Source organism: Sphingomonas radicis (assembly GCF_051400635.1).
In the GTDB taxonomy this organism is placed as follows: Bacteria; Pseudomonadota; Alphaproteobacteria; order Sphingomonadales; family Sphingomonadaceae; genus Sphingomonas.
The window spans coordinates 1298870-1318707 of sequence record NZ_JBLFFG010000001.1; the positions used below are offsets into that span (position 1 = coordinate 1298870).

General features: G+C 67.2%; 14 protein-coding genes. 10 read left to right on the top strand and 4 right to left on the bottom strand.

The genetic code is table 11. From position 1 onward, the window contains the following. The first annotated feature begins 9 nt into the window (after positions 1-9). The 3 genes from plsY (at position 10) to yghU (ending at position 2676) form a co-directional block, all read left to right on the top strand. Positions 10-615 (top strand): glycerol-3-phosphate 1-O-acyltransferase PlsY, encoded by a 606-nt coding sequence (gene plsY / locus ACMGDH_RS05870; RefSeq protein ID WP_436826963.1) that lies wholly within the window; start codon positions 10-12, stop codon positions 613-615. Further along, positions 608-1690, top strand: coding sequence for a DNA-processing protein DprA (dprA, locus tag ACMGDH_RS05875; protein ID WP_436826964.1), 1083 nt, complete (start codon positions 608-610; stop codon positions 1688-1690). Before plsY ends, dprA begins: the two co-directional genes overlap by 8 nt. Positions 1691-1773: 83 nt before the next feature. Continuing rightward, positions 1774-2676 (top strand): glutathione-dependent disulfide-bond oxidoreductase, encoded by a 903-nt coding sequence (yghU, locus tag ACMGDH_RS05880; protein ID WP_436826965.1) that lies wholly within the window; start codon positions 1774-1776, stop codon positions 2674-2676. On the opposite strand, the gene ACMGDH_RS05885 is transcribed toward yghU, so the two are convergent. Further along, positions 2673-3071, bottom strand: coding sequence for a VOC family protein (locus ACMGDH_RS05885; protein ID WP_436826966.1), 399 nt, complete (start codon positions 3069-3071; stop codon positions 2673-2675). The two genes, yghU and ACMGDH_RS05885, sit on opposite strands and share 4 nt — an antisense overlap. Positions 3072-3172: 101 nt before the next feature. Here ACMGDH_RS05885 and topA point away from each other — a divergent pair, with 101 nt between their 5' ends. Continuing rightward, positions 3173-5698: a type I DNA topoisomerase gene (gene topA / locus ACMGDH_RS05890; RefSeq protein ID WP_436826967.1), complete on the top strand. Its 2526-nt coding sequence runs from the start codon at positions 3173-3175 to the stop codon at positions 5696-5698. 4 nt (positions 5699-5702) lie between these two features. Here the strand turns inward: topA and ACMGDH_RS05895 are convergent, their stop codons facing one another. Both ACMGDH_RS05895 and purD read right to left on the bottom strand, forming a co-directional pair. Further along, a complete protein-coding gene (locus ACMGDH_RS05895) occupies positions 5703-6326 on the bottom strand; it encodes a helix-hairpin-helix domain-containing protein (RefSeq protein ID WP_436826968.1) in 624 nt (207 codons plus the stop codon). Positions 6327-6447: 121 nt separating this feature from the next. Beyond that, positions 6448-7713 carry a phosphoribosylamine--glycine ligase gene (purD, locus tag ACMGDH_RS05900; RefSeq protein ID WP_436826969.1) on the bottom strand — a complete coding sequence of 422 codons (1266 nt, stop codon included), beginning with the start codon at positions 7711-7713 and terminating at the stop codon, positions 6448-6450. Here purD and xseA point away from each other — a divergent pair. From xseA to ACMGDH_RS05920, 4 genes are all read left to right on the top strand, one after another. Next, complete coding sequence (xseA, locus tag ACMGDH_RS05905; RefSeq protein ID WP_436826970.1) at positions 7712-9091, top strand: exodeoxyribonuclease VII large subunit; 1380 nt, start codon at positions 7712-7714, stop codon at positions 9089-9091. The genes purD and xseA overlap by 2 nt on opposite strands. 31 nt (positions 9092-9122) lie before the next feature. Continuing rightward, positions 9123-9323 carry a DUF2093 domain-containing protein gene (locus ACMGDH_RS05910; RefSeq protein WP_436826971.1) on the top strand — a complete coding sequence of 67 codons (201 nt, stop codon included), beginning with the start codon at positions 9123-9125 and terminating at the stop codon, positions 9321-9323. A gap of 13 nt (positions 9324-9336) precedes the next feature. Continuing rightward, on the top strand, positions 9337-10236 hold the full coding sequence (locus tag ACMGDH_RS05915; protein WP_436826972.1) for a M23 family metallopeptidase: 900 nt from the start codon (positions 9337-9339) through the stop codon (positions 10234-10236). Between the two features lie 259 nt (positions 10237-10495). Further along, positions 10496-13567 (top strand): TonB-dependent receptor plug domain-containing protein, encoded by a 3072-nt coding sequence (locus ACMGDH_RS05920; RefSeq protein ID WP_436826973.1) that lies wholly within the window; start codon positions 10496-10498, stop codon positions 13565-13567. A gap of 98 nt (positions 13568-13665) precedes the next feature. On the opposite strand, the gene clpB is transcribed toward ACMGDH_RS05920, so the two are convergent. Then, positions 13666-16245, bottom strand: coding sequence for an ATP-dependent chaperone ClpB (gene clpB, locus ACMGDH_RS05925; RefSeq protein WP_436826974.1), 2580 nt, complete (start codon positions 16243-16245; stop codon positions 13666-13668). Between the two features lie 202 nt (positions 16246-16447). Between clpB and ACMGDH_RS05930 the strand changes: the two genes are divergently transcribed. Further along, positions 16448-19312 (top strand): M16 family metallopeptidase, encoded by a 2865-nt coding sequence (locus ACMGDH_RS05930; RefSeq protein ID WP_436826975.1) that lies wholly within the window; start codon positions 16448-16450, stop codon positions 19310-19312. 20 nt (positions 19313-19332) lie between these two features. After that, positions 19333-19632: a hypothetical protein gene (locus tag ACMGDH_RS05935; protein ID WP_436826976.1), complete on the top strand. Its 300-nt coding sequence runs from the start codon at positions 19333-19335 to the stop codon at positions 19630-19632. The last annotated feature ends 206 nt before the right edge of the window (positions 19633-19838 follow it).

Genomic DNA, 19838 nt, shown 5'->3' on the forward strand with positions numbered 1-19838 from the left:
GTGTCGATCGTGGCAAGTGAAATTCTCTGGGCGGGCCCGGCGGCGGCGATCGTGCTCGGCTATCTGCTCGGCTCGATCCCCTTCGGCGTGCTGCTCACGCGCATGGCGGGTGCAGGCGATCTGCGCCAGATCGGTTCGGGCAACATCGGTGCCACCAACGTGCTGCGCACCGGGCGCAAGGGCCTCGCGGCCGCCACGCTGCTGCTCGATCTCGCCAAGGGCGCGGTCGCGGTGCTGCTGGCGGCATGGCTGCTGCCGGGCAACGAGCTGCTGGCGGGCGGAGCTGCCTTCATCGGCCATTGCTACCCCGTCTGGCTCAAGTTCCGCGGCGGCAAGGGCGTGGCGACGCTGATGGGCGTGGTGGTCGCGCTCCACTGGCCCGCGGGGCTCGTCTATGCCGCGGTATGGCTGGGGCTGCTGGCGGCGCTGCGCATCTCCTCGCTCGCGGGCATGGCGGCGGCGATCAGCGCGCCGGTGAGTGCGGCCTGGTGGGGGCGCATCGATCTGGTGCTGCTGTTCCTCGCGCTCGCGCTGATCGTGCTGTGGAAGCACCGCGCGAACATCGATCGGCTGCTCAGCGGCACCGAGCCGCGCATCGGCAGCAAGAATGGCTGACTCGCGGGAGGCGCGGCTTCGTCTCCTGCGCTCTGCGAATATCGGACCCGTCACCTGGCGCCAGCTGCTCGCGCGCTTCGGATCGGCCGAGGCGGCGATCGAGGCATTGCCGATGCTCGCGGCGCGCGGCGGGGGCAGGGCGCCCGCGCTTGCCGATCCGGGCGCTGTCCGGCGCGAGATCGCAGCGGTCGAGCGGCTCGGCGCGCGCTACGTCTTCCTCGACGATGCCGATTATCCGGCGCTGCTCGCCGAGCTGGAGAATGCGCCGCCTGCGCTGATCGTGCGGGGGCGGCTCGATCTGGCGCGGCAGACCTGCGTGGCGATGGTCGGCGCGCGCAATGCCTCCGCCGCTGCCTGCCGCTTCGCGCGCCAGCTCGCGCTGGGGCTGGGCGAGGCGGGAGTGACGGTGGTCTCGGGCCTCGCGCGCGGCGTCGACACCGCGGCGCACATTGGGTCGATCGGCGCGGGGACGGTGGGGGTGATCGCGAGCGGGATCGACCTGGTCTTCCCGCCCGAGAACGCCGAGCTTCAGGAGCGGATCGCGCGAGAGGGGCTGTTGCTCGCCGAGCAGCCGCCGGGCACCGAGCCGCTCGCGCGCTTCTTCCCGGCGCGCAACCGGATCATCGCCGGGCTCTCAACGGGGACGGTGGTGGTGGAGGCCGCGCCGCGATCCGGCTCGCTCATCACCGCGCGCATCGCCGCGGAGGCGGGCCGCGACGTGATGGCGGTCCCCGGTTCGCCGCTCGATCCGCGTGCGCAGGGCTGCAACCTGCTGATCCGCGAAGGCGCGACACTGGTGCAGAACGTCGACGACATTCTGGAGACGATCCGCCCGATCGACGCACGCGCCGTCCGCGCCCCGGCCGGCGGCTTCACGGGCGCTCCGCCCGAGGATGCGAGCGATGCCGAGCGGCGTACGGTGGAGGCGCTGCTGGGCCCGGTTCCGGTCGCGGTCGATGAGCTGATCCGTCAGTCGGGTCTCGCGCCGGCGATCGTGCAAACCGTGCTGCTCGAGTTGGAACTCGCCGGTCGGCTGGAGCGCCATGCGGGCGGCAGAACAACTTTGGTCGCGTAAAGCAAAGCCTTCGTTACGGCCCTGGCAAGTCGGGGTGCGGTTCCTACATCGCCGCTGCAACCGATTGCTCAGGGAGATTCCACATGGCCGACGCCCCCGATCCCGCCAACAACCAGCCCCCCGGCTATGTCCCGCCCAGGGTCTGGACATGGGATCAGCCGAGCGGGGGCCAGTTCGCCAACATCAACCGCCCGGTTTCGGGCGCGACGCATGAGGCCGAGCTGCCGGTGGGAGCGCATCCGATCCAGCTCTATTCGCTGGGCACGCCCAACGGACAGAAAGTGACGATCATGCTCGAGGAGCTGCTCGCCGCGGGCCACGCCGGGGCCGAGTATGACGCCTGGAAGATCGACATCGGCAAGGGCGACCAGTTCGGCAGCGGCTTCGTTGGGATCAATCCGAATTCGAAGATCCCGGCGATGGTCGATCGCTCGGTCGATCCGTCGATCCGCGTCTTCGAGAGCGGCGCGATCCTGATCTATCTCGCCGAGAAGTTCGGCGCCTTCCTGCCCACCGATCCGGCGAAGCGCGCCGCAACGTTGAGCTGGCTGATGTGGCAGATGGGCTCGGCGCCGTTCCTGGGTGGCGGCTTCGGCCATTTCTTCACCTATGCGCCGTTCAAGATCGAATATGCGATCAACCGCTATGCGATGGAAGTGAAGCGCCAGCTCCATGTGCTCGACACGCACCTGGCGGACAATCGCTACATGGTGGGCGACGATTATACGATCGCCGACATCGCTATCTGGCCCTGGTACGGCGCAGTCGTGCGCGGCAGTGCATATTCCGGAGCGGACGAGTTCCTGAACGCCGCCGAATACACCCACGTCAACCGCTGGGCGGCCGAGGTCGCCGCGCGCGAGCCCGTCCAGCGCGGCCGGCTGGTCAATCGCGGATCGGGGCCCGAGGACGAGCGCGTCCCCGAGCGCCACTCGGCGGCGGACATCGATGCGGTGCGCGCGCGGATGAAGGCGGCGGCGGCCTAAGCCGGGCCACGGTAGCACGCCTCGATGTTGTTGCCGTCGGGATCGAGCAGGAAGGCGCCGTAATAGCCGGGCACGCCCTCGCGCGGGCCCGGCGCGCCATGGTCGCGGCCGCCTGCCGCCAGCCCGGCGGCGTGGAAGGCGTGCACCATCTCGCGGCTTTGGGCGATGAAGGCGACGTGCATCTGGTTGATCCCCGCCCGCGACCCCTCGACCCAATAGGAGGGGCGCAGCGTGCCGATCCACAGATAGGGGATCGGTTCCTCGGCGCTCCTGCCGAACAGGAACGAGTCCGGGCTGTTGCTCACCGTGGCGAGCCCGAGCGCCGCCGCGATCGCATCATAGAAGCGCCGCGCCTTGGCCAGGTCGGTGACGACGATGCCGGTGTGGTCGAGCATCCAGCCACAACCATGCACAGTTCGATCCCGTTCCGCGGCTTGACGCGGCCGCGCCGCTCCCCAACCTCATACGCGTACGCGTAAGGATCAACGAACCTCCCATGCAGCTCGTCATCGTCGAATCGCCCGCCAAGGCGAAAACCATCGAGAAGTACCTCGGCAAGGATTACCGCGTCCTCGCCTCCTACGGCCATGTCCGCGACCTGCCGGCGCGCGACGGCTCGGTCGATCCCGATGCGGGGTTCGCGATGGAGTGGGAGACCTATGCCGACAAGAGCAAGCAGCTCAAGGCGATCGCCGACGAAGCGAAGAAGGCCGACCGGCTGATCCTCGCGACCGACCCTGATCGCGAGGGCGAGGCGATCTCGTGGCACGTCCAGGAAGTGCTCCGGAACAAGAAGGCGCTTCCCAAGGAAGTCGAGCGCGTCACGTTCAACGCGATCACCAAGCCGGCGATCCTGGAGGCGATGAAGGCGCCGCGCGAGCTCGATACCGATCTGATCGACGCGTACCGCGCGCGCCGGGCGCTCGATTATCTGGTGGGCTTCACGCTCTCGCCGGTGCTGTGGCGCAAGCTGCCCGGCGCCAAGTCGGCCGGCCGCGTCCAGTCGGTCGCGCTGCGCATCATCGTCGACCGCGAGCGCGAGATCGAAAGCTTCCGGCCCCAAGAATATTGGTCTGTAATCGCCGAGATGGAGCAGGACGGCACGCCCTTCCAGGCGCGCCTGGTCAAGTACAAGGGCGACAAGCTCGACCGCCTCTCGATCGGCGACGAAGGCACTGCGCTCGCCGCGAAGAAGGCAGTCGAGGAAGGCCGCTTCTCGGTCGCCTCGGTCGAGACCAAGCCGGCGATGCGCAACCCGCCGCCGCCCTTCACCACCTCGACGCTCCAGCAGGAGGCCGCGCGCAAGCTCGGCTTCTCGGCGAGCCACACCATGCGGATCGCGCAGGCGCTCTACGAAGACGGCGCGATCACCTATATGCGTACCGACGGCGTCCAGATGGACGGCGCGGCGATCCAGGAGGCGCGCAGGGCCGTCGCGATCCGCTATGACGGGTCCTACGTGCCGGACAAGCCGCGCGTCTACACGACCAAGGCCAAGAACGCGCAGGAAGCGCACGAGGCGATCCGCCCGACCGATTTCTCCAGGGACAAGGCCGGGAGCGGCGATCACGCCAAGCTCTACGACCTGATCTGGAAGCGCGCGCTGGCGAGCCAGATGGCGTCGGCACGGATGGAGCGCACCACGATCGATCTCGAGGACGGCACCGGCCAGCATGGTCTGCGCGCCACCGGCCAGGTCGTGCTCTTCCCCGGCTATCTTGCGCTCTACGAAGAGGGCAAGGACGACGAGGGCGATGAAGACACCCGCCGGCTGCCCCGCATGTCCGCGGGCGATGCGCCGGCCAAGAAGGCCGTCAACGCCGAGCAGCACTTCACCCAGCCGCCGCCCCGCTTCTCCGAAGCCTCGCTGGTCAAGCGGCTCGAAGAGCTCGGCATCGGCCGCCCTTCGACCTATGCCTCGATCATCCAGGTGCTCAAGGACCGGGCCTATGTCCGCGTCGAGAAGAACCGCTTCTTCGCCGAGGAGAGCGGACGGCTGCTGACGGCATTCCTCGAACGCTTCTTTCAGAAATACGTGAACTACGACTTCACCGCCGAGCTCGAGGAAGAGCTCGACGATGTCTCGGGCGGGCGCGCCGAATGGCAGGCGGTGCTCGAAGAATTCTGGAAAGACTTCAAGCCGCGCACCAGCGAAGTGATGGAGCAGAAGCCCTCCGACATCACCGCCGCGCTCGACGAGTTCCTCGCGCCCTATCTCTTTCCGGAAAAGGCCGACGGATCGGACCCGCGGCTCTGCCCCAATTGCGGCACGGGCAAGCTGGCGCTGCGCGGCGGCAAGTTCGGCGCGTTCATCGCCTGCTCCAACTATCCCGAGTGCAAGTTCACGCGCCGCTTCGCCCAGCCGGGCGGCGAGGGGAGCGAGGACAGCGGGCCCGAGGTGCTGGGGCAGGACCCCGACACCGGGCTGAACGTCGAGCGCAAGTCGGGCCGCTTCGGGCCGTACATCCAATTGGGCGAGGGCAAGGACGCGGCGCGCGCGTCGATCCCCAAGGACATCGACCTCGATCTCGAATGGGCGCTCAAGCTGCTCAAGCTGCCGCGCACGATCGGCAACCATCCGGAGACCGGCAACCCGATCACCGCGTCGATCGGCCGCTACGGCCCCTATCTCGCGCACGACGGCAAATATGCCCGGCTGCAGTCGACCGCCGAGGTGTTCGAGACGGGGATGAACGCCGCAGTGGTCAAGCTCGCCGAGGCTGCCGCGAACGGCGGGCGCCCGGCACGCGGCGCATCGCGTGAGCCGTTGAAGGTGCTGGGCCAGCATCCGCGCACCGAGGCCGAGATCAAGCTGATGGACGGCCGCTACGGCGCCTATGTCACCGACGGCACGACCAATGCGACGCTGCCCAAGTCGATCGACAAGGACCAGCTCACGCTGGAGGAGGCCGCCCAGCTGATCGACGTGCGCGCCGCCGCGGTGCCTGCGAAGGGCAAGGGCAGGAAGAAGGCGGCGCCGAAGAAGAAAGCAGCGCCCAAGAAGGCCGCTGCGAAGAAGTAACGGATCAGAGCTTGCCGAAGCTCGCTTCGTAGCCGGCGACGTCTCCGCGGGCGAGAAAGCCCGCCTGCTCGATCCAGCGATCGCGGTGAATGCGTCCGCGGAAGTCGCCGAGCTGCGCGTCGAGCGCCTCGGCTTCCGCGGGCGAGAGCGCTGCGAGCTGGGCAAAGCTGGTGATCCCGGCTTCGTTCAGCCGCTGCGCGAGCTTGGGGCCCACGCCCTTCATCCGCGTGAGATCGTCCGTCCCTGCTGCCGTGGTCACGGGCTCGGGGGCAGGTTCGGCGCCTGGTCCGGAGGCAGCCAGCGATGCCGGGGATGCGTCGAGCGATGCGGCTGCGGCGATCGGCTCGTCCGCGATCGGCGGCGTGGGAGGCGGCGCTTCTTCGGCGAGCGCCTCGGCTGCCGGTGGTGCAGGGGGCGCCATCACCGGCGGCGTGCCGATGCGATGCAGCTCGCCACGATCGTCGAGCTCGTCCTCGGCGTGGGCGCGGCGCCGTGCCAGCCGTGTGCCCCAGACGAGGATCAGGATCCCCGCCACCACTCCGAGCGCGATCAGCACGAAGGAGAGCGTCAGCCAGGCGGGGCCACCGTCCACCAGCGGAGTTCCGGTTTGCCAGGACTGATCGTTCATGTGCCTCTCCTCACGCTCTCAGATAAGCTTGCCGTATCTGCATAGCGCAGGGCGTGGGATCGTCCAGAGCGGACGGGCCCAGCCGAGCAAGCTGCACGGGGATGCTCCGTGGCTGTACGGCTCAGCCGCGCTCGCGCGCCACTTCGCGCCAGCCGATGTCGCGGCGGCAGAAGCCGGTGGGGAAATCGATTGCGTCCACCGCGCGATAGGCCGCTGCCTGGGCATCGGCGACGCTCGGCCCCCGCGCAGTCACGTTGAGCACGCGCCCACCGCTCGCCACCAGCGTGTCGCCCTCCAGCCGGGTGCCCGCCTGGAAGACGTGTGCGCCGGTCGCCTCCGCCGCATCGATTCCGCGGATGGTGCCGCCGGTTTCGGGCGTGCCGGGATAGCCCTTCGCCGCCATCACTACCGTCAGCGCGGGCTCGGGCGAGAAGCGCGGCGCCGCGCAGGCCCCCAGCTCGCCCTTGCCCGTGGCGAGCATCAGCGCGAGCAGGTCGTCTTCGAGCCGGAGCATCAGCACCTGGCATTCGGGATCGCCGAAGCGGACGTTGTATTCGATCAGCTTGGGGCCGGCATCGGTGAGCATCAGCCCGGCGTAGAGCACGCCCGAATAGGGCGTGCCGGCGCGCGCAAGCGCCTCGATCGTGGGGCGAACGATCGTGTCGATCGCTTCCGTCTCGAGCGCCGGCGTGAGCACGCGCGCGGGGCTGTAGGCGCCCATGCCGCCGGTGTTCGGGCCGGTGTCGCCGTCGCCCACGCGCTTGTGGTCCTGCGCCGATCCGAAAGGCAGGATCGCAGTGCCGTCGGTGAGCACGAACAGGCTGGCTTCCTCGCCTTCCAGGAACTCCTCGATCACGGCGCTTCCGCCAGCCTCGGCGAAGATCGCAGCGATCGCGCCTTCGGCTTCGTCGCGCGTCATTGCCACGGTGACGCCCTTGCCTGCGGCGAGACCGTCAGCCTTGATCACCACCGGCAGGCCGAAATCGTCGAGCGCCGCGAGCCCGCCATCGCGCGTTTCGACGCGCGCATAGGCGGCAGTAGGGATATTCTCGCGGGCGCAGAGGTCCTTGGTGAAGCCCTTGGAGCCTTCGAGCTGCGCCGCCGCCTTGCCGGGGCCGAACACGCCGATGCCCATGGTGCGCAGATTATCCGCCAGCCCTTCGACCAGCGGCGCCTCGGGCCCGATCACGACGAAGCCGATCGAATGGCGCAGGCAGAAATCGATCACCGATCGCTGGTCTGCGATCACGAGATCGGCAAGTTCGGCATGCGCGGCTATTCCCGGATTGCCCGGCGCGGCGTAGAGCTTTCCGAGCAGCGGCGATTGCGCGAGCTTCCAGGCGAGCGCATGTTCGCGCCCCCCGGAGCCCAGCAGCAGGACATTCATGAGCGACCCCTTTCTTGATGCGCCTTCAGGCCGGCTCGTAGCCGAGCAGATGCCGGGGGACAACGCGCCGGAGATGAGCGTGAGCGAGCTTTCCGCCAAGCTCAAGCGCGTGGTGGAAGGCGAGTTCGGCCGGGTGCGGCTGCGCGGCGAGATCTCGGGCTGGAAGCGTGCCGCATCGGGACATGCCTATCTATGCCTCAAGGACGCCGACGCCGTGATCGACGGGGTGATGTGGCGCGCCGCCGCCGCAGCGATTCCGTTCGCCGCGCAGGACGGGATCGAAGTGATCGCCACGGGCAAGCTCACTACCTATCCGGGCCGATCCAAATACCAGATCGTGATCGATCGTATGGAGCTGGCCGGCGAAGGCGCGCTGATGGCGCTGTTCGAGAAGCTCAAGGCCAAGCTGGCAGGCGAAGGGCTGTTCTCGCCCGAGCGCAAGAAGCCGCTGCCCTTCATGCCGCGCGTGATCGGCGTGGTGACTTCGCCCACCGGCGCAGTGATCCGCGACATCCTCCACCGGCTCGAGGATCGCTGCCCGTGCCATGTGCTGCTCTGGCCGGTGCAGGTGCAGGGGGAGGGGGCGGCCGCGCAGATCGCCGCTGCAGTCCGCGGGTTCGATGCGATGTCCGAGGGCGGCGCGATTCCGCGGCCCGAGCTGCTGATCGTCGGGCGCGGCGGCGGATCGATCGAGGATCTCTGGGCCTTCAACGAGGAAGTGGTGGTCCGCGCGATCGCCGATTGCTCGATCCCCGTCATCTCGGCCGTCGGGCACGAAACCGACACGAGCCTCTCCGACTTTGCCGCCGACCTGCGCGCGCCGACGCCGACTGCCGCAGCGGAAATGGCGGTGCCCGTTCTGGCGGATGTCCGTCACACCGTCGCGACGCTCGCGCACCGCGCCGAGCGCTGCGCCCGCCGCTATCACGAGCGCGCGGCGGAGCGGCTCGCGGCGCTGGTCCGCGTGCTCCCTCGCCGCGACGCGCTGCTCGGCCCCCAGCGCCAGCGGATGGACGATCTGGGCACCCGGCTCGACCGTGCGCTCGAACGGCGCGTGAGCGTCGCACGGTCGCAGCTCGATCGCGGTGCGGGCGCGCTTCGCCCGGCGATGCTCGACCAGCGGCTGACTTCGGCGCGGCACCGCTTCGATGGCCTCTCGCGCCATCTCGACCTGGTGCATCCCAATCGCCCGCTCGAAAAAGGCTATGCCTGGGTCGAGGCGCGGGGCACCCGCAAGGTGATCGGCACCGCAGAGGCGGCGCGGGCGGCGCAGGCTGTGACGCTCCATTTCCATGACGGCGCTGTGGACGCACGGGTTGAGCGCGCGGGTGGCAAGGCTTACAATGCCGACAAGCCCGAGCAGCCGAGCCTGCTCTGACAAGCGAACGAAGCCAAGAGGTTGCCTGCCCATGCTGATGTCCAACTCCGCCCGGGCCGCGCGGCTTCACTATATGGCGAACGGCTTCCGCGTGCTTGCACCCGGCGATCATGTGACCTGCGCGGTGACGGGCGAGCGCATTCCGCTCGATGCGCTCCGCTATTGGAGCGTCGAGCGGCAGGAGGCCTATGCCAACGCGCAAGTCGCTACCGAGGCGATGCGAGGGCAATGATCTGAGCCGGCCGGTGCGTTCGCTCATCACTGCAGGGGGGCTGCTGCTGGGCGCTTGCGTGCCCGCGGCGACGGGTGGCGGCGCGCCGGCGCAGACCGCGGCTCCGCGCCCGGCGCCGGCGCCTGCTCCGCGCGCGCCGCAACCGGCACCGCGCATCACCCTGCAGGGTGAATTCATCCAGGGCGGGATCGCGACGGGCGTAGCGCCGCCCGGCACCGAGTCGCTTCTCTTCAACGGAGAGGCCATTCCCTTCGCGCCCGATCGCCATTTCCTGATCGCCTTCGATCGGGACGCAGGACCGTCGGCGACGCTGGTCGCGCGCATGACGGACGGCAGCGAAGTCCGCGAGCAACTCACGATCGCGCCGCGCGCGTGGAACATCTCGCGGCTCGACCGGCTCCCCAAATATCCGGTGCCCTCGCAGGAGTTCGCGCGCCGCCGCCCTGCTGAGCTCGCCCAGATCAAGGCCGCGCGGGCGAAGGACACGGGCGCGCAAGGCTGGCGGCAGCGTTTCGCCTGGCCCACCACCGGCCGCATCTCGACCCTGTTCGGTTCGCAGCGGATCTACGCCGGCGAGCCCGGCGCCTATCATTCCGGAATCGACATCGCGCGGTCTACCGGCACGCCCGTCATGGCGCCCGTGGACGGGGTAGTGATCCTGGCCACGCCTGCGCCCTTCACGCTGGAGGGCAATCTGCTGATGATCGATCACGGCATGGGGCTCAACAGCGCTTTCATGCACCTGTCGCGAATCGATGTCAGAGTCGGGCAGCGTGTCGCACGCGGGCAACTTCTTGGCGCCGTGGGCAAAAGCGGCCGCGCAACGGGCCCGCACCTCCATTGGGGGCTGATGTGGCGCGGTGCTCGGATCGACCCGCTGCTCGTTGTCGGACCGATGCCGGCGACAAATTAGGTTTCCGGAATTTTTCGCGCCGCAACATTATTTTTCGGCGGCGCGGCCCTTGCGCAACAATCGAACCCGATATGTGGCATTTTCGCTACACTAGCTCAAAAGCCGGGCTCCGAAGCTGAATGCTGCCTTTACAGACAGGGGGGGCGGCTTCATCCCTCGCTCCAAGCTTCGCCCGAAGCGTGCTCGATGCGCGGGGAGAAGCGGGGAGACACCCCGGCCGGCGCTGCCAGCAGCGTGGCCGGAAAAGCGAGGGAAATTCATGAAGAAGACGCAATTCACACGCGGCCTGCGCGGCAGTGCGGCTGTTGCCGCGCTGGTGCTCGCAGGTTTCGCGGCGCCGGCGTTCGCGCAGGATGCATCGAACCAGCCGGGCACGCAGAACGCGCCGTCGAACAATGAGCTCGACGATCAGGTCGCACCGACCACTGGCGAAAACCAGGGCGGCGAAGAAATCGTCGTTACCGGTTCGCTCTTCCGTCGCACCAATGCCGAAACCCCGTCGCCCGTCACGGTGATGAGCGCCGCATCGCTCGAAGAGCGCGGCATCAACACCGTCGCCGAGGCGGTGCAGCGCATTTCGGCAAACAACGCGGGTACCATCCAGCAGGGCTGGAACACCGGCTTCAACTTCGCTTCGGGCGCCAACGCGCCGGCGCTGCGCGGCCTCACCGTGCAGGCGACGCTGTCGATCGCCGACGGCCTCCGCATCGCTCCGTATCCGCTCGCCGACGACGGTCAGCGTAACTTCGTCGACCTGAACACGATTCCGAGTGCGATCATCGACCGCATCGAAGTGCTGCGTGACGGCGCCTCGTCGACCTATGGCGCGGACGCTATCGCGGGCGTGGTGAACATCATCACCAAGAAGGAGATCCAGGGTCTTCACGCTAATGCTTCGGCCGGCATTTCCGAGCGCGGCGACGCTGGCGAGCAGCGCTTCGACCTCACCTGGGGTTACGGCGACCTCGACGAGCAGGGCTTCAACTTCTACGTCAGCGGCGAATATCAGCGCCAGAACCCTCTGTGGGCGCGCGATCGCGATTATCCGTTCAACAGCAGCGATCTGACCGGCATCTGCGGCGCGAGCGGCAGCTGCATGACCAACCTGAACTGGAACGGTGTCACACCTGAGTTGGCCGCTAGTGATCCTTCGAGTGCTTTCAACGGCCTGATCACCATCCCGGGCGTCACGCTCGTCCGCCCGGTCACCACCGCCGGCGCCGCCTCGGGCTCGGGTCGCTTCTCCTACCTGAATCCGGCGCTGGGCTGCGGCAGGTGGCCGACCACGACGATCACACCGGAGATGTCCGGCACTTCGCCGCTCAGCGTTTGCGAAGTCGATTCGCAGAACGCCTACATCATGCTCCAGCCGGAGATCGAGCGTCAGGGCCTGTCCGCACGCTTCACTGCCAATGTCGGTGAGGGCCATCAGTTCTACGCGATCGCAAACTACTACAAGACCGACACCTTCGCGTCGTTCACGCCGCTGGGCTTCAACGGCACGCCGACTCCGCCGAACAACGGCGTCGCGGCATATAACGTGATTGCGCCAGTCTATGTCTGCCCCACCGGGGTCGGCACCGCCAATGGTCTGAACACGGGCTGCACCGCCGCCAACGGCGTGCTCAACCCGTACAACCCCTATGCGGCAGCTGGCCAGACCGCGCAGCTGTCCGTCCGTTCGACCCGTCCGCGTACCGTCGAGACCAGCTCGCGCGCGCTTCGCGGTGCCATGGGCATGTCGGGCACCTTCGGTGATGGCTGGAACTATCAGGCGGACTTCACCGCCTCGAACGTGAAGCTCACCCGTACCCAGGGCAACTACCTGATCCCGCAGCGGATCATGGATGTGCTGGCGCGCGGCACCTTCAATTTCGCCAATATCGACGCCAACACCCAGGAAATGTGGGACTATATCTCGCCGGAGCAGCGGACGGTTTCCGACTCCAACCTGTGGCAGGTGTCGGCGACGATCGCGAAGGAAGTGTTCCAGCTTCCGGGCGGTCCGCTCCAAGTGGCGGTCGGCGGCGCCTATCGCGACGAGTCGATCGATGCGCCGAGCTCCAATCCGGGTACGCTGGGCAACCAGTATGAGCGTTACTATTCGATCAACTCGGTCGGCACCTCGGGCAGCCGCACGGTGAAATCCGCGTTCTTCGAAATCAACGCGCCGATTGTCGACATGCTCGAGATCAACGGTTCGGGCCGCTACGACTCCTATTCGACGGGTCAGGATGCCTTCTCGCCGAAGATCGGCGCGAAGTTCACCCCGATCCCCGAGGTGGCGCTGCGCGGCACCTGGTCGAAGGGCTTCCGCATTCCGAGCTTCAACGAGGCGTTCGGTCTGCCGACGACCGGCTATGTGAACCGCCAGGTCAACTGCACCACCTACGCCGCCTTCTGCGCTGCACACGGCAACAACGCCTATGCGACTGGGCCCTATACGCTGGGTCTCACGCAGACGGGCAATCCGGAGCTGGAGCCGGAACGTTCGACCTCGTTCACGGCAGGCGTGATCTTGGAGCCGATCCGGAACGTCAGCTTCACGGTCGATTTCTGGCACATCAACGTCAAGGACCTGATCGTCGGCGTGACCGACACCAGCGCGGCTGAAGCGGCTTACTACGCCAACAACGGCGTGGTGAACATTCCGGGCATCACGGTGCTTCCGGGGCAGCCCGATCCGGCGAACCCGAATGCACTTCCGCTGATCGGCTTCATCCAGTCGTCGTTCAAGAATGCCAACGAACAGACGGTCAGCGGCATCGACTTCGGTGCCAACATCCAGCTGCCGCTGAGCGATGGCATTCGCTGGATCAGCTCGTTCGAAGCCTCATACCTGATGAAGTATGAGCTGATCGACGAGAACGGCAACGAGCTGAACTACAACGGCACGCTCAGCCCCTGCAACATCACCTCGTGCTCGGGTGCTCCCGAGTGGCGCGGCAGCTGGCAGAACACGCTCGAGCTCGGCGACACCTCGCTGACCGCGACCGTCTATTACACCAGCGGCTATGATCTGGCGTCGATCGACTTCGGCGGCATCAAGGGTGATTGCGCGTACAACGCGGAGAATCACGCTTCGGTCGTCACCTATGTCGACGGCACGCCCGTGCTCTGCGAGGCGGAAGCGACCTGGAATGTCGATTTCACGGTTCGTCACAAGCTCAACGATCAGTTCACGATCTACGCGAACGTGCTGAACGTGCTGGACATCGAGCCGCCGTTCGATCCGTCGGCTGCCTATTCGCTGTTCCAGTTCAACCCGGCGTGGGCCGGCCCGAACATCATGGGCCGCTACTTCCGCGTTGGCGCGAAGGTCGACTTCTAAGCCGACTTTGGAAGCAAAAATTGGGGCGGTTCCGGAAGGAGCCGCCCCTTTTTTTGCGCCGCGGTCGCCGCAGCTGCGGTCGACGCGAGGATCGTGCTTCAGGTGACCGCCAGCGCCAACGCCCCATCGCCCTCGTCCACCTTCACCGTTGATCCGTCCTTCACGTCGCCGCGCAGGATCAGGTCTGCCAGCGGGTCCTGGAGATAGCGCTGGACCGCGCGCTTCAAGGGACGCGCACCGTACACCGGATCATAGCCGACGCGCCCGAGCCACGCCCGTGCCGCATCGGTGAGCTCGATATGGATCTTGCGGTCCTTGAGCAGCTTCGCGACGCGGCCGACCTGGATATCGACGATCGGCGCCATGTGTTCGGCCGCCAACCGGTGGAACAGGATGATCTCGTCGAGCCGGTTGAGGAATTCGGGGCGGAAATGCGCGCGGACGATCTCCATCACCTGCGGTTCGACATCCTCCACCTTCTGCCCATCGGCGAGGTTGGTCAGATATTGGCTGCCGAGGTTCGAGGTGAGGATCACGATCGTGTTCGAAAAATCGACTGTGCGACCCTGTCCATCAGTCAGGCGTCCGTCATCGAGCACCTGGAGCAACACGTTGAACACGTCGCCGTGCGCCTTCTCGACTTCGTCGAACAGCACCACCTGATAGGGTCGACGGCGAACCGCTTCGGTTAGCACGCCGCCCTCCTCATAACCAACATAGCCTGGAGGTGCACCGAGCAGCCGCGCCACCGAATGCTTCTCCATGAACTCGCTCATGTCGATCCGCACCATCGCGTTCGGATCATCGAACAGGAATTCGGCGAGCGCCTTGGTGAGCTCAGTCTTGCCCACGCCGGTGGGCCCGAGGAACAGGAACGATCCGAGCGGCCGGTTGGGGTCCTGCAGCCCCGCGCGCGAGCGCCGCACCGCAGTCGCCACTGCCTTCACGGCTTCGGCTTGGCCGATCACGCGCTTGCCGAGCGCCTCCTCCATGGCGAGCAGCTTCTCGCGCTCGCCCTCGAGCATCTTGTCGACCGGAATGCCGGTCCAGCGCGCGACCACCGAGGCGATGTCCTCGGCAGTCACTTCCTCGCGCAGCATCGCGCCCTTGGTCGTGGCCTGCGCCTCGTCGAGCTGTTTGGTGAGTGCGGGGATTGTACCGTAGTTGAGCTCGGCCATCTTGCCGAGATCGCCGGCGCGCTGCGCCTGCTCCAGCTCGATCCGTGCCGCTTCGAGCTGCTCCTTCAGCCGCGATTCCGAATGGATCTTGTCCTTCTCGGCCTGCCAGCGCGTGGTCAGCTCGGCCGAGTGCTGCTCGAGGTTGGCCAGCTCGGCTTCCAGATTGGCGAGCCGGTCCTTCGAAGCCGCATCGGTTTCCTTCTTCAGCGCCTCGCGCTCGATCTTGAGCTGGATGATCCGCCGGTCGAGATTCTCGATCTCCTCGGGCTTGCTCTCCACTTCCATGCGGATGCGCGAGGCGGCCTCGTCCATCAGATCGATCGCCTTGTCGGGCAGGAAGCGGTCGGTGATGTAGCGATTGGAGAGCGTCGCGGCGCTCACGATCGCGCCGTCGGTGATTCGCACGCCATGGTGCAGCTCGTACTTCTCCTTCAATCCGCGCAAGATCGAGATCGTGTCCTCGACGGTCGGCTCGCCGACGAACACCGGCTGGAAGCGCCGCTGGAGCGCAGCGTCTTTCTCGACATATTTGCGATATTCGTCGAGCGTGGTCGCGCCGATGCAGTGGAGCTCGCCGCGCGCGAGCGCGGGCTTGAGCAGGTTGCCGGCGTCCATCGCGCCTTCGGTCTTCCCGGCGCCGATCAGCTGGTGCATCTCGTCGATGAAGAGGATGATGTCGCCTTCGCCGGCCTTCACTTCGTCGAGCACGCCCTTCAGCCGCTCCTCGAACTCGCCGCGATATTTGGCGCCCGCGATCAGCGAGCCCATGTCGAGCGACATCAGCGTGCGGTTCTTGAGGTTGTCGGGCACGTCGCCGTTGGCGATTCGCAGCGCCAGCCCCTCGGCGATCGCGGTCTTGCCGACGCCCGGCTCGCCGATCAGCACCGGATTGTTCTTGGTGCGCCGCGCCAGGATCTGGATCGTGCGGCGGATCTCCTCGTCGCGGCCGATCACCGGATCGAGCTTGCCTGCCCGGGCCGCGTCGGTCAGGTCGCGCGCGAACTTCTTGAGCGCGTCATAGCGGTCCTCGGCTGTCGCGGTGTCGGCGGTGCGCCCGCCGCGCATCGAATTGATCGCGGCGTTGATCGCTTCGGGCCGTGCGCCCGCCGCCTGCAGCGCCTTGCCTGCCGCGGTGTTGAGCCCCAGCGCCAGCGCGACCAGCAGCCGCTCGACGGTGACGAAGCTGTCGCCTGCCTTTTGCGCGATCTGCTCGGCCTGATCGAGCACGCGCACCAGATCATTGTCGACACCCGGCGTCTGCTGCGCGCCCGAGCCCGACACCGCGGGAATCTTCGAAAGCGCGAGATCGGTCTCGCTCAGCGCACGCTTGGGATCCCCGCCGGCAGCCTGGATCAGCCCGCTCGCCATGCCCTGCTCGTCTTCGAGCAGCGCCTTGAGCAGATGCTCGGGCGCGATCCGCTGGTGGCTCATGCGGATGGCGACGGTCTGCGCCGATTGGAGGAAGCCCTTCGCCCGTTCGGTGAATTTCTCGAGGTTCATATCGGTCCCTGTTGGCCTGTACCCGACAAATGGTGTTGCATTTTGGCAACACAAGGGGAAGCGTAACGATCGGTGCCAATCTGGGTCGTCGCGCGCCGGATGCAAAGGGGGAAGAACCCCGGGGGACCTGCCGGATTTGGTTGCAGCCGATACCGGCCTTGTTATGCTCCGCCCATTCTTCTGACTGGGGGTTCTCAACCACATGAAATCACATCGGATGCTGTCCAGCGCGGCGCTGCTCGCGCTCGTCGTCGCCATGCCCGCCGCGGCCCAGCAGGCGCCCGTCGCCACCGCTGCTGCCCCTACAGCCAAGCCGGTGCCGGTCGCGGAGCTCGTGAAGCGCGTCGACATCCCCTATGAGGAATTCAAGCTCGCCAACGGCCTCACCGTCATCGTCCACACCGATCGCAAGGCGCCGATCGTCGCGGTCTCGACCTGGTACGACGTCGGCTCGAAGCACGAACCCAAGGGCAAGACCGGCTTCGCGCATTTGTTCGAGCACCTGATGTTCAACGGATCGGAGAACGCGCCCGGCGACTTCTTCGAACCGCTCAAGCAGGTCGGCGCGACCGATTTCAACGGCACCACCAGCTTCGACCGCACCAATTATTTCGAGACGGTGCCCAGGCCCGCGCTCGATCGCGCGCTGTTCCTGGAGAGCGATCGCATGGGCTATCTGCTCGGCGCCGTCACCCAGGAGGTGCTCGACGAGCAGCGCGGCGTCGTCCAGAACGAGAAGCGCCAGGGCGATAACCAGCCCTATGGCCTCGTCTATTACACGCTGCTCGAAGAGCTGCTCGGCGGCACCGCCTATGGCCACAACGTGATCGGATCGATGGCCGATCTCGACGCGGCGAGCCTCGAGGACGTGAAGAACTGGTTCCGCTCGCACTATGGGCCGAACAACGCCGTGCTGGTGCTCGCCGGCGACATCGATGCCAGGGAAGCGCGCCCGCTCGTCGAGAAATATTTCGGCGCGATCAAGGCGGGCCCCGAGAGCGTGGCGCCCAAGGTCGCCATCCCCACGCTGCCTGCGCCCAAGACGGTGGTGATGAAGGATCGCGTCGCCGCGACGCTGATCCTGCGCAGCTGGGCGGTGCCGGGCCTCAACGATCCGGATTCGGTTCCGCTCGACGTGTTCGGCGAAGTGCTCGGCGGACTCGCCAGTTCGCGGCTCGACAATGAGCTGGTCCGCAAGGACAAGACCGCAGTCCAAGTGTCGGCCGGCCTCCAGTCGATGTCGCAGCTCGGCATGTTCCAGATCCAGGCGGTCGTGAAGCCGGGCGTCGATCCCGCCACCGTCTCGAAGCGGCTCGACGAAATTCTCGCCGACCTGCTCAGGAACGGCCCGACCGCGGACGAGGTCCAGCGCGTCGCCACCACCAACGTCTCCTCGCGCATCTCGGGGCTGGAATCGGTCGGCGGCTTCGGGGGCAAGGCTGTCGCGCTCGCCTCGGGCGAGCTCTATTCGGACGACCCCGCCTTCTACAAGAAGCAGCTCGAGGAGATGGCGCGCGTCACGCCGGCGCAGGTGAAGGCGGCCGCCAACAAATGGCTGACGCGCCCGGCGCTCACGATCATGGTCGAGCCGGGCCAGCGCGAGGCCTATCAGGACGCGCAATCGGTTCCCGCCGCCAAGCCCGCGGCCGAAGCGCCCAAGGCCGAGCCGTTCAAGGGCACGCGCGGCGCGATGCCCGACGTCGCCCAGATCGGCGATCTCGATTTCCCGGAAGTCAGCCGCGCCAAGCTCTCGAACGGCATCGAGCTGGTCTATGCGCATCGCGACGCGGTTCCCGTCACGCAGGTGGTGATGAGCTTCGATGCGGGCACCGTGGCCGATCCGGCAGGCAAGCTCGGCACGCAGAACCTCGTGCTGTCGCTGCTCGACGAAGGCACGACCACCAAGGATTCGACGGCGATCGCCGAGGCACGCGAGCGACTGGGCGCCAACATCAACACCGGCAGCTCGGCGGACCGGACCTATCTCGGCGTCACGGCACCGAGCCCGAACCTGGCCGGCGCGCTCGACCTGTTCGCGGACGTCGTCCGCAACCCCGCCTTCGCTCCCGCCGAGATCGAGCGCATCCGTGCAACCCTGCTAACGGGCATCGCGCAGGAGCTCACCAGCCCGCAGGGGCTCGCCGGGCGCGCGCTGCCGCCGCTGCTCTATGGGACGGGCAATCCCTATGCGAAGCTCGCTGCCGGCTCGGGCGACCCCGCGGCGGTCAAGGCGCTCACCCGCGACGATCTGCTCGCCTTCTACCGGGCATGGGTGCGCCCGGATAAGGCCAAGGTCTTCGTCGTCAGCGATCGCCCGCTGGCCGAGGTCCAGGCCGCGCTCGAAGCCCGCTTCGGCAACTGGAAGGGTGAGGGCGCCGCGGGCGTCAAGCCGTTCGACGTCGCGCCGAAGCAGTCGGCACCCAAGATCCTGCTCGTCGATCGCCCCGATTCGCCCCAGTCGCTGATCATGGCGGCGCAGATGACGCCGCTCGATCCCAAGACCGAGCTGCTCACCCACTTCACGGCCAATCAGGTGCTCGGCTCGGGCTTCCTGTCGCGCATCAACATGGACCTGCGCGAGACCAAGCATTGGTCCTATGGTGCCGGCGGCGGCTACAACTGGCTCGAGCACGCGGTGCCCTACACGATCAGCGCGCCCGTCCAGGCCGACAAGACCGGGGACTCGATCAAGGCGATCCAGAGCCAAGTCCGCGATTTCCTGACGACCAAGGGCGTGACCGAGGCCGAGCTGGTGCGCGAGGTCAACGGATCGACTCGCGAGCTCGCGGGGCGCTACGAAACCTCGGGCGCGGTGCTCACCGCCATGCAGCAGAACGACCTCCGGCGCCGTCCGGACGACTTCTACGATAGCATCGCGCAAAAATATCGCGCGATGACCGCAGCCGAGCTTGACGCTGCGGCACGCGCGTCTCTCGACCCGAACCGTTTCGTCTTCGTGGTCGTCGGCGACGCCAAGACGGTCCGGCCGCAGCTTGACAGCATCGGCCTGCCTGTCGAGGTGGTTCCCGCAGCGGCGCTGGGCGGCAGTTCGCCCGCGGCGAAATGATCCAAGGCGGGAGAGACGCAATGGCCAATGTTGACGGAAGCTGGAACACCGTGACCAAGTCGCCGATGGGCGATCAGCAGGCGGTGCTCACCGTCCAGAGCGCGGGTGACAGCTTCACCGGCAGCTTCTCGGGCGGGCTCGGCACCACCGACATCAAGGACGGCAAGGTGAGCGGCGACACGCTCAGCTGGACGCTCGACATCAGCGTGCCGATGCCGATGACGCTCACCTGCGAGGCGACCGTCGATGGCGACAGCCTCGCCGGCACCGTCACTGCGGGCGTGTTCGGCAGCTTCCCGATCACCGGCGCGCGCGCCTGAGGCGAGGCGTTCGAAGGCCGAAACGAAAAGGCCCGCTTCCCGGCAAGGGAGGCGGGCCTTTTTTCATGGGGCTAGGCTTCATTCAGGGGGAAGCGCTATCTTCCCGTTCGCCCTGAGCCTGTCGAAGGGCGCATTGCCACAATCGAAACGCCTGTGGAGAGCCGCCCTTCGACAAGCTCAGGGCGAACGGTGCTCCTGGCGCTTGG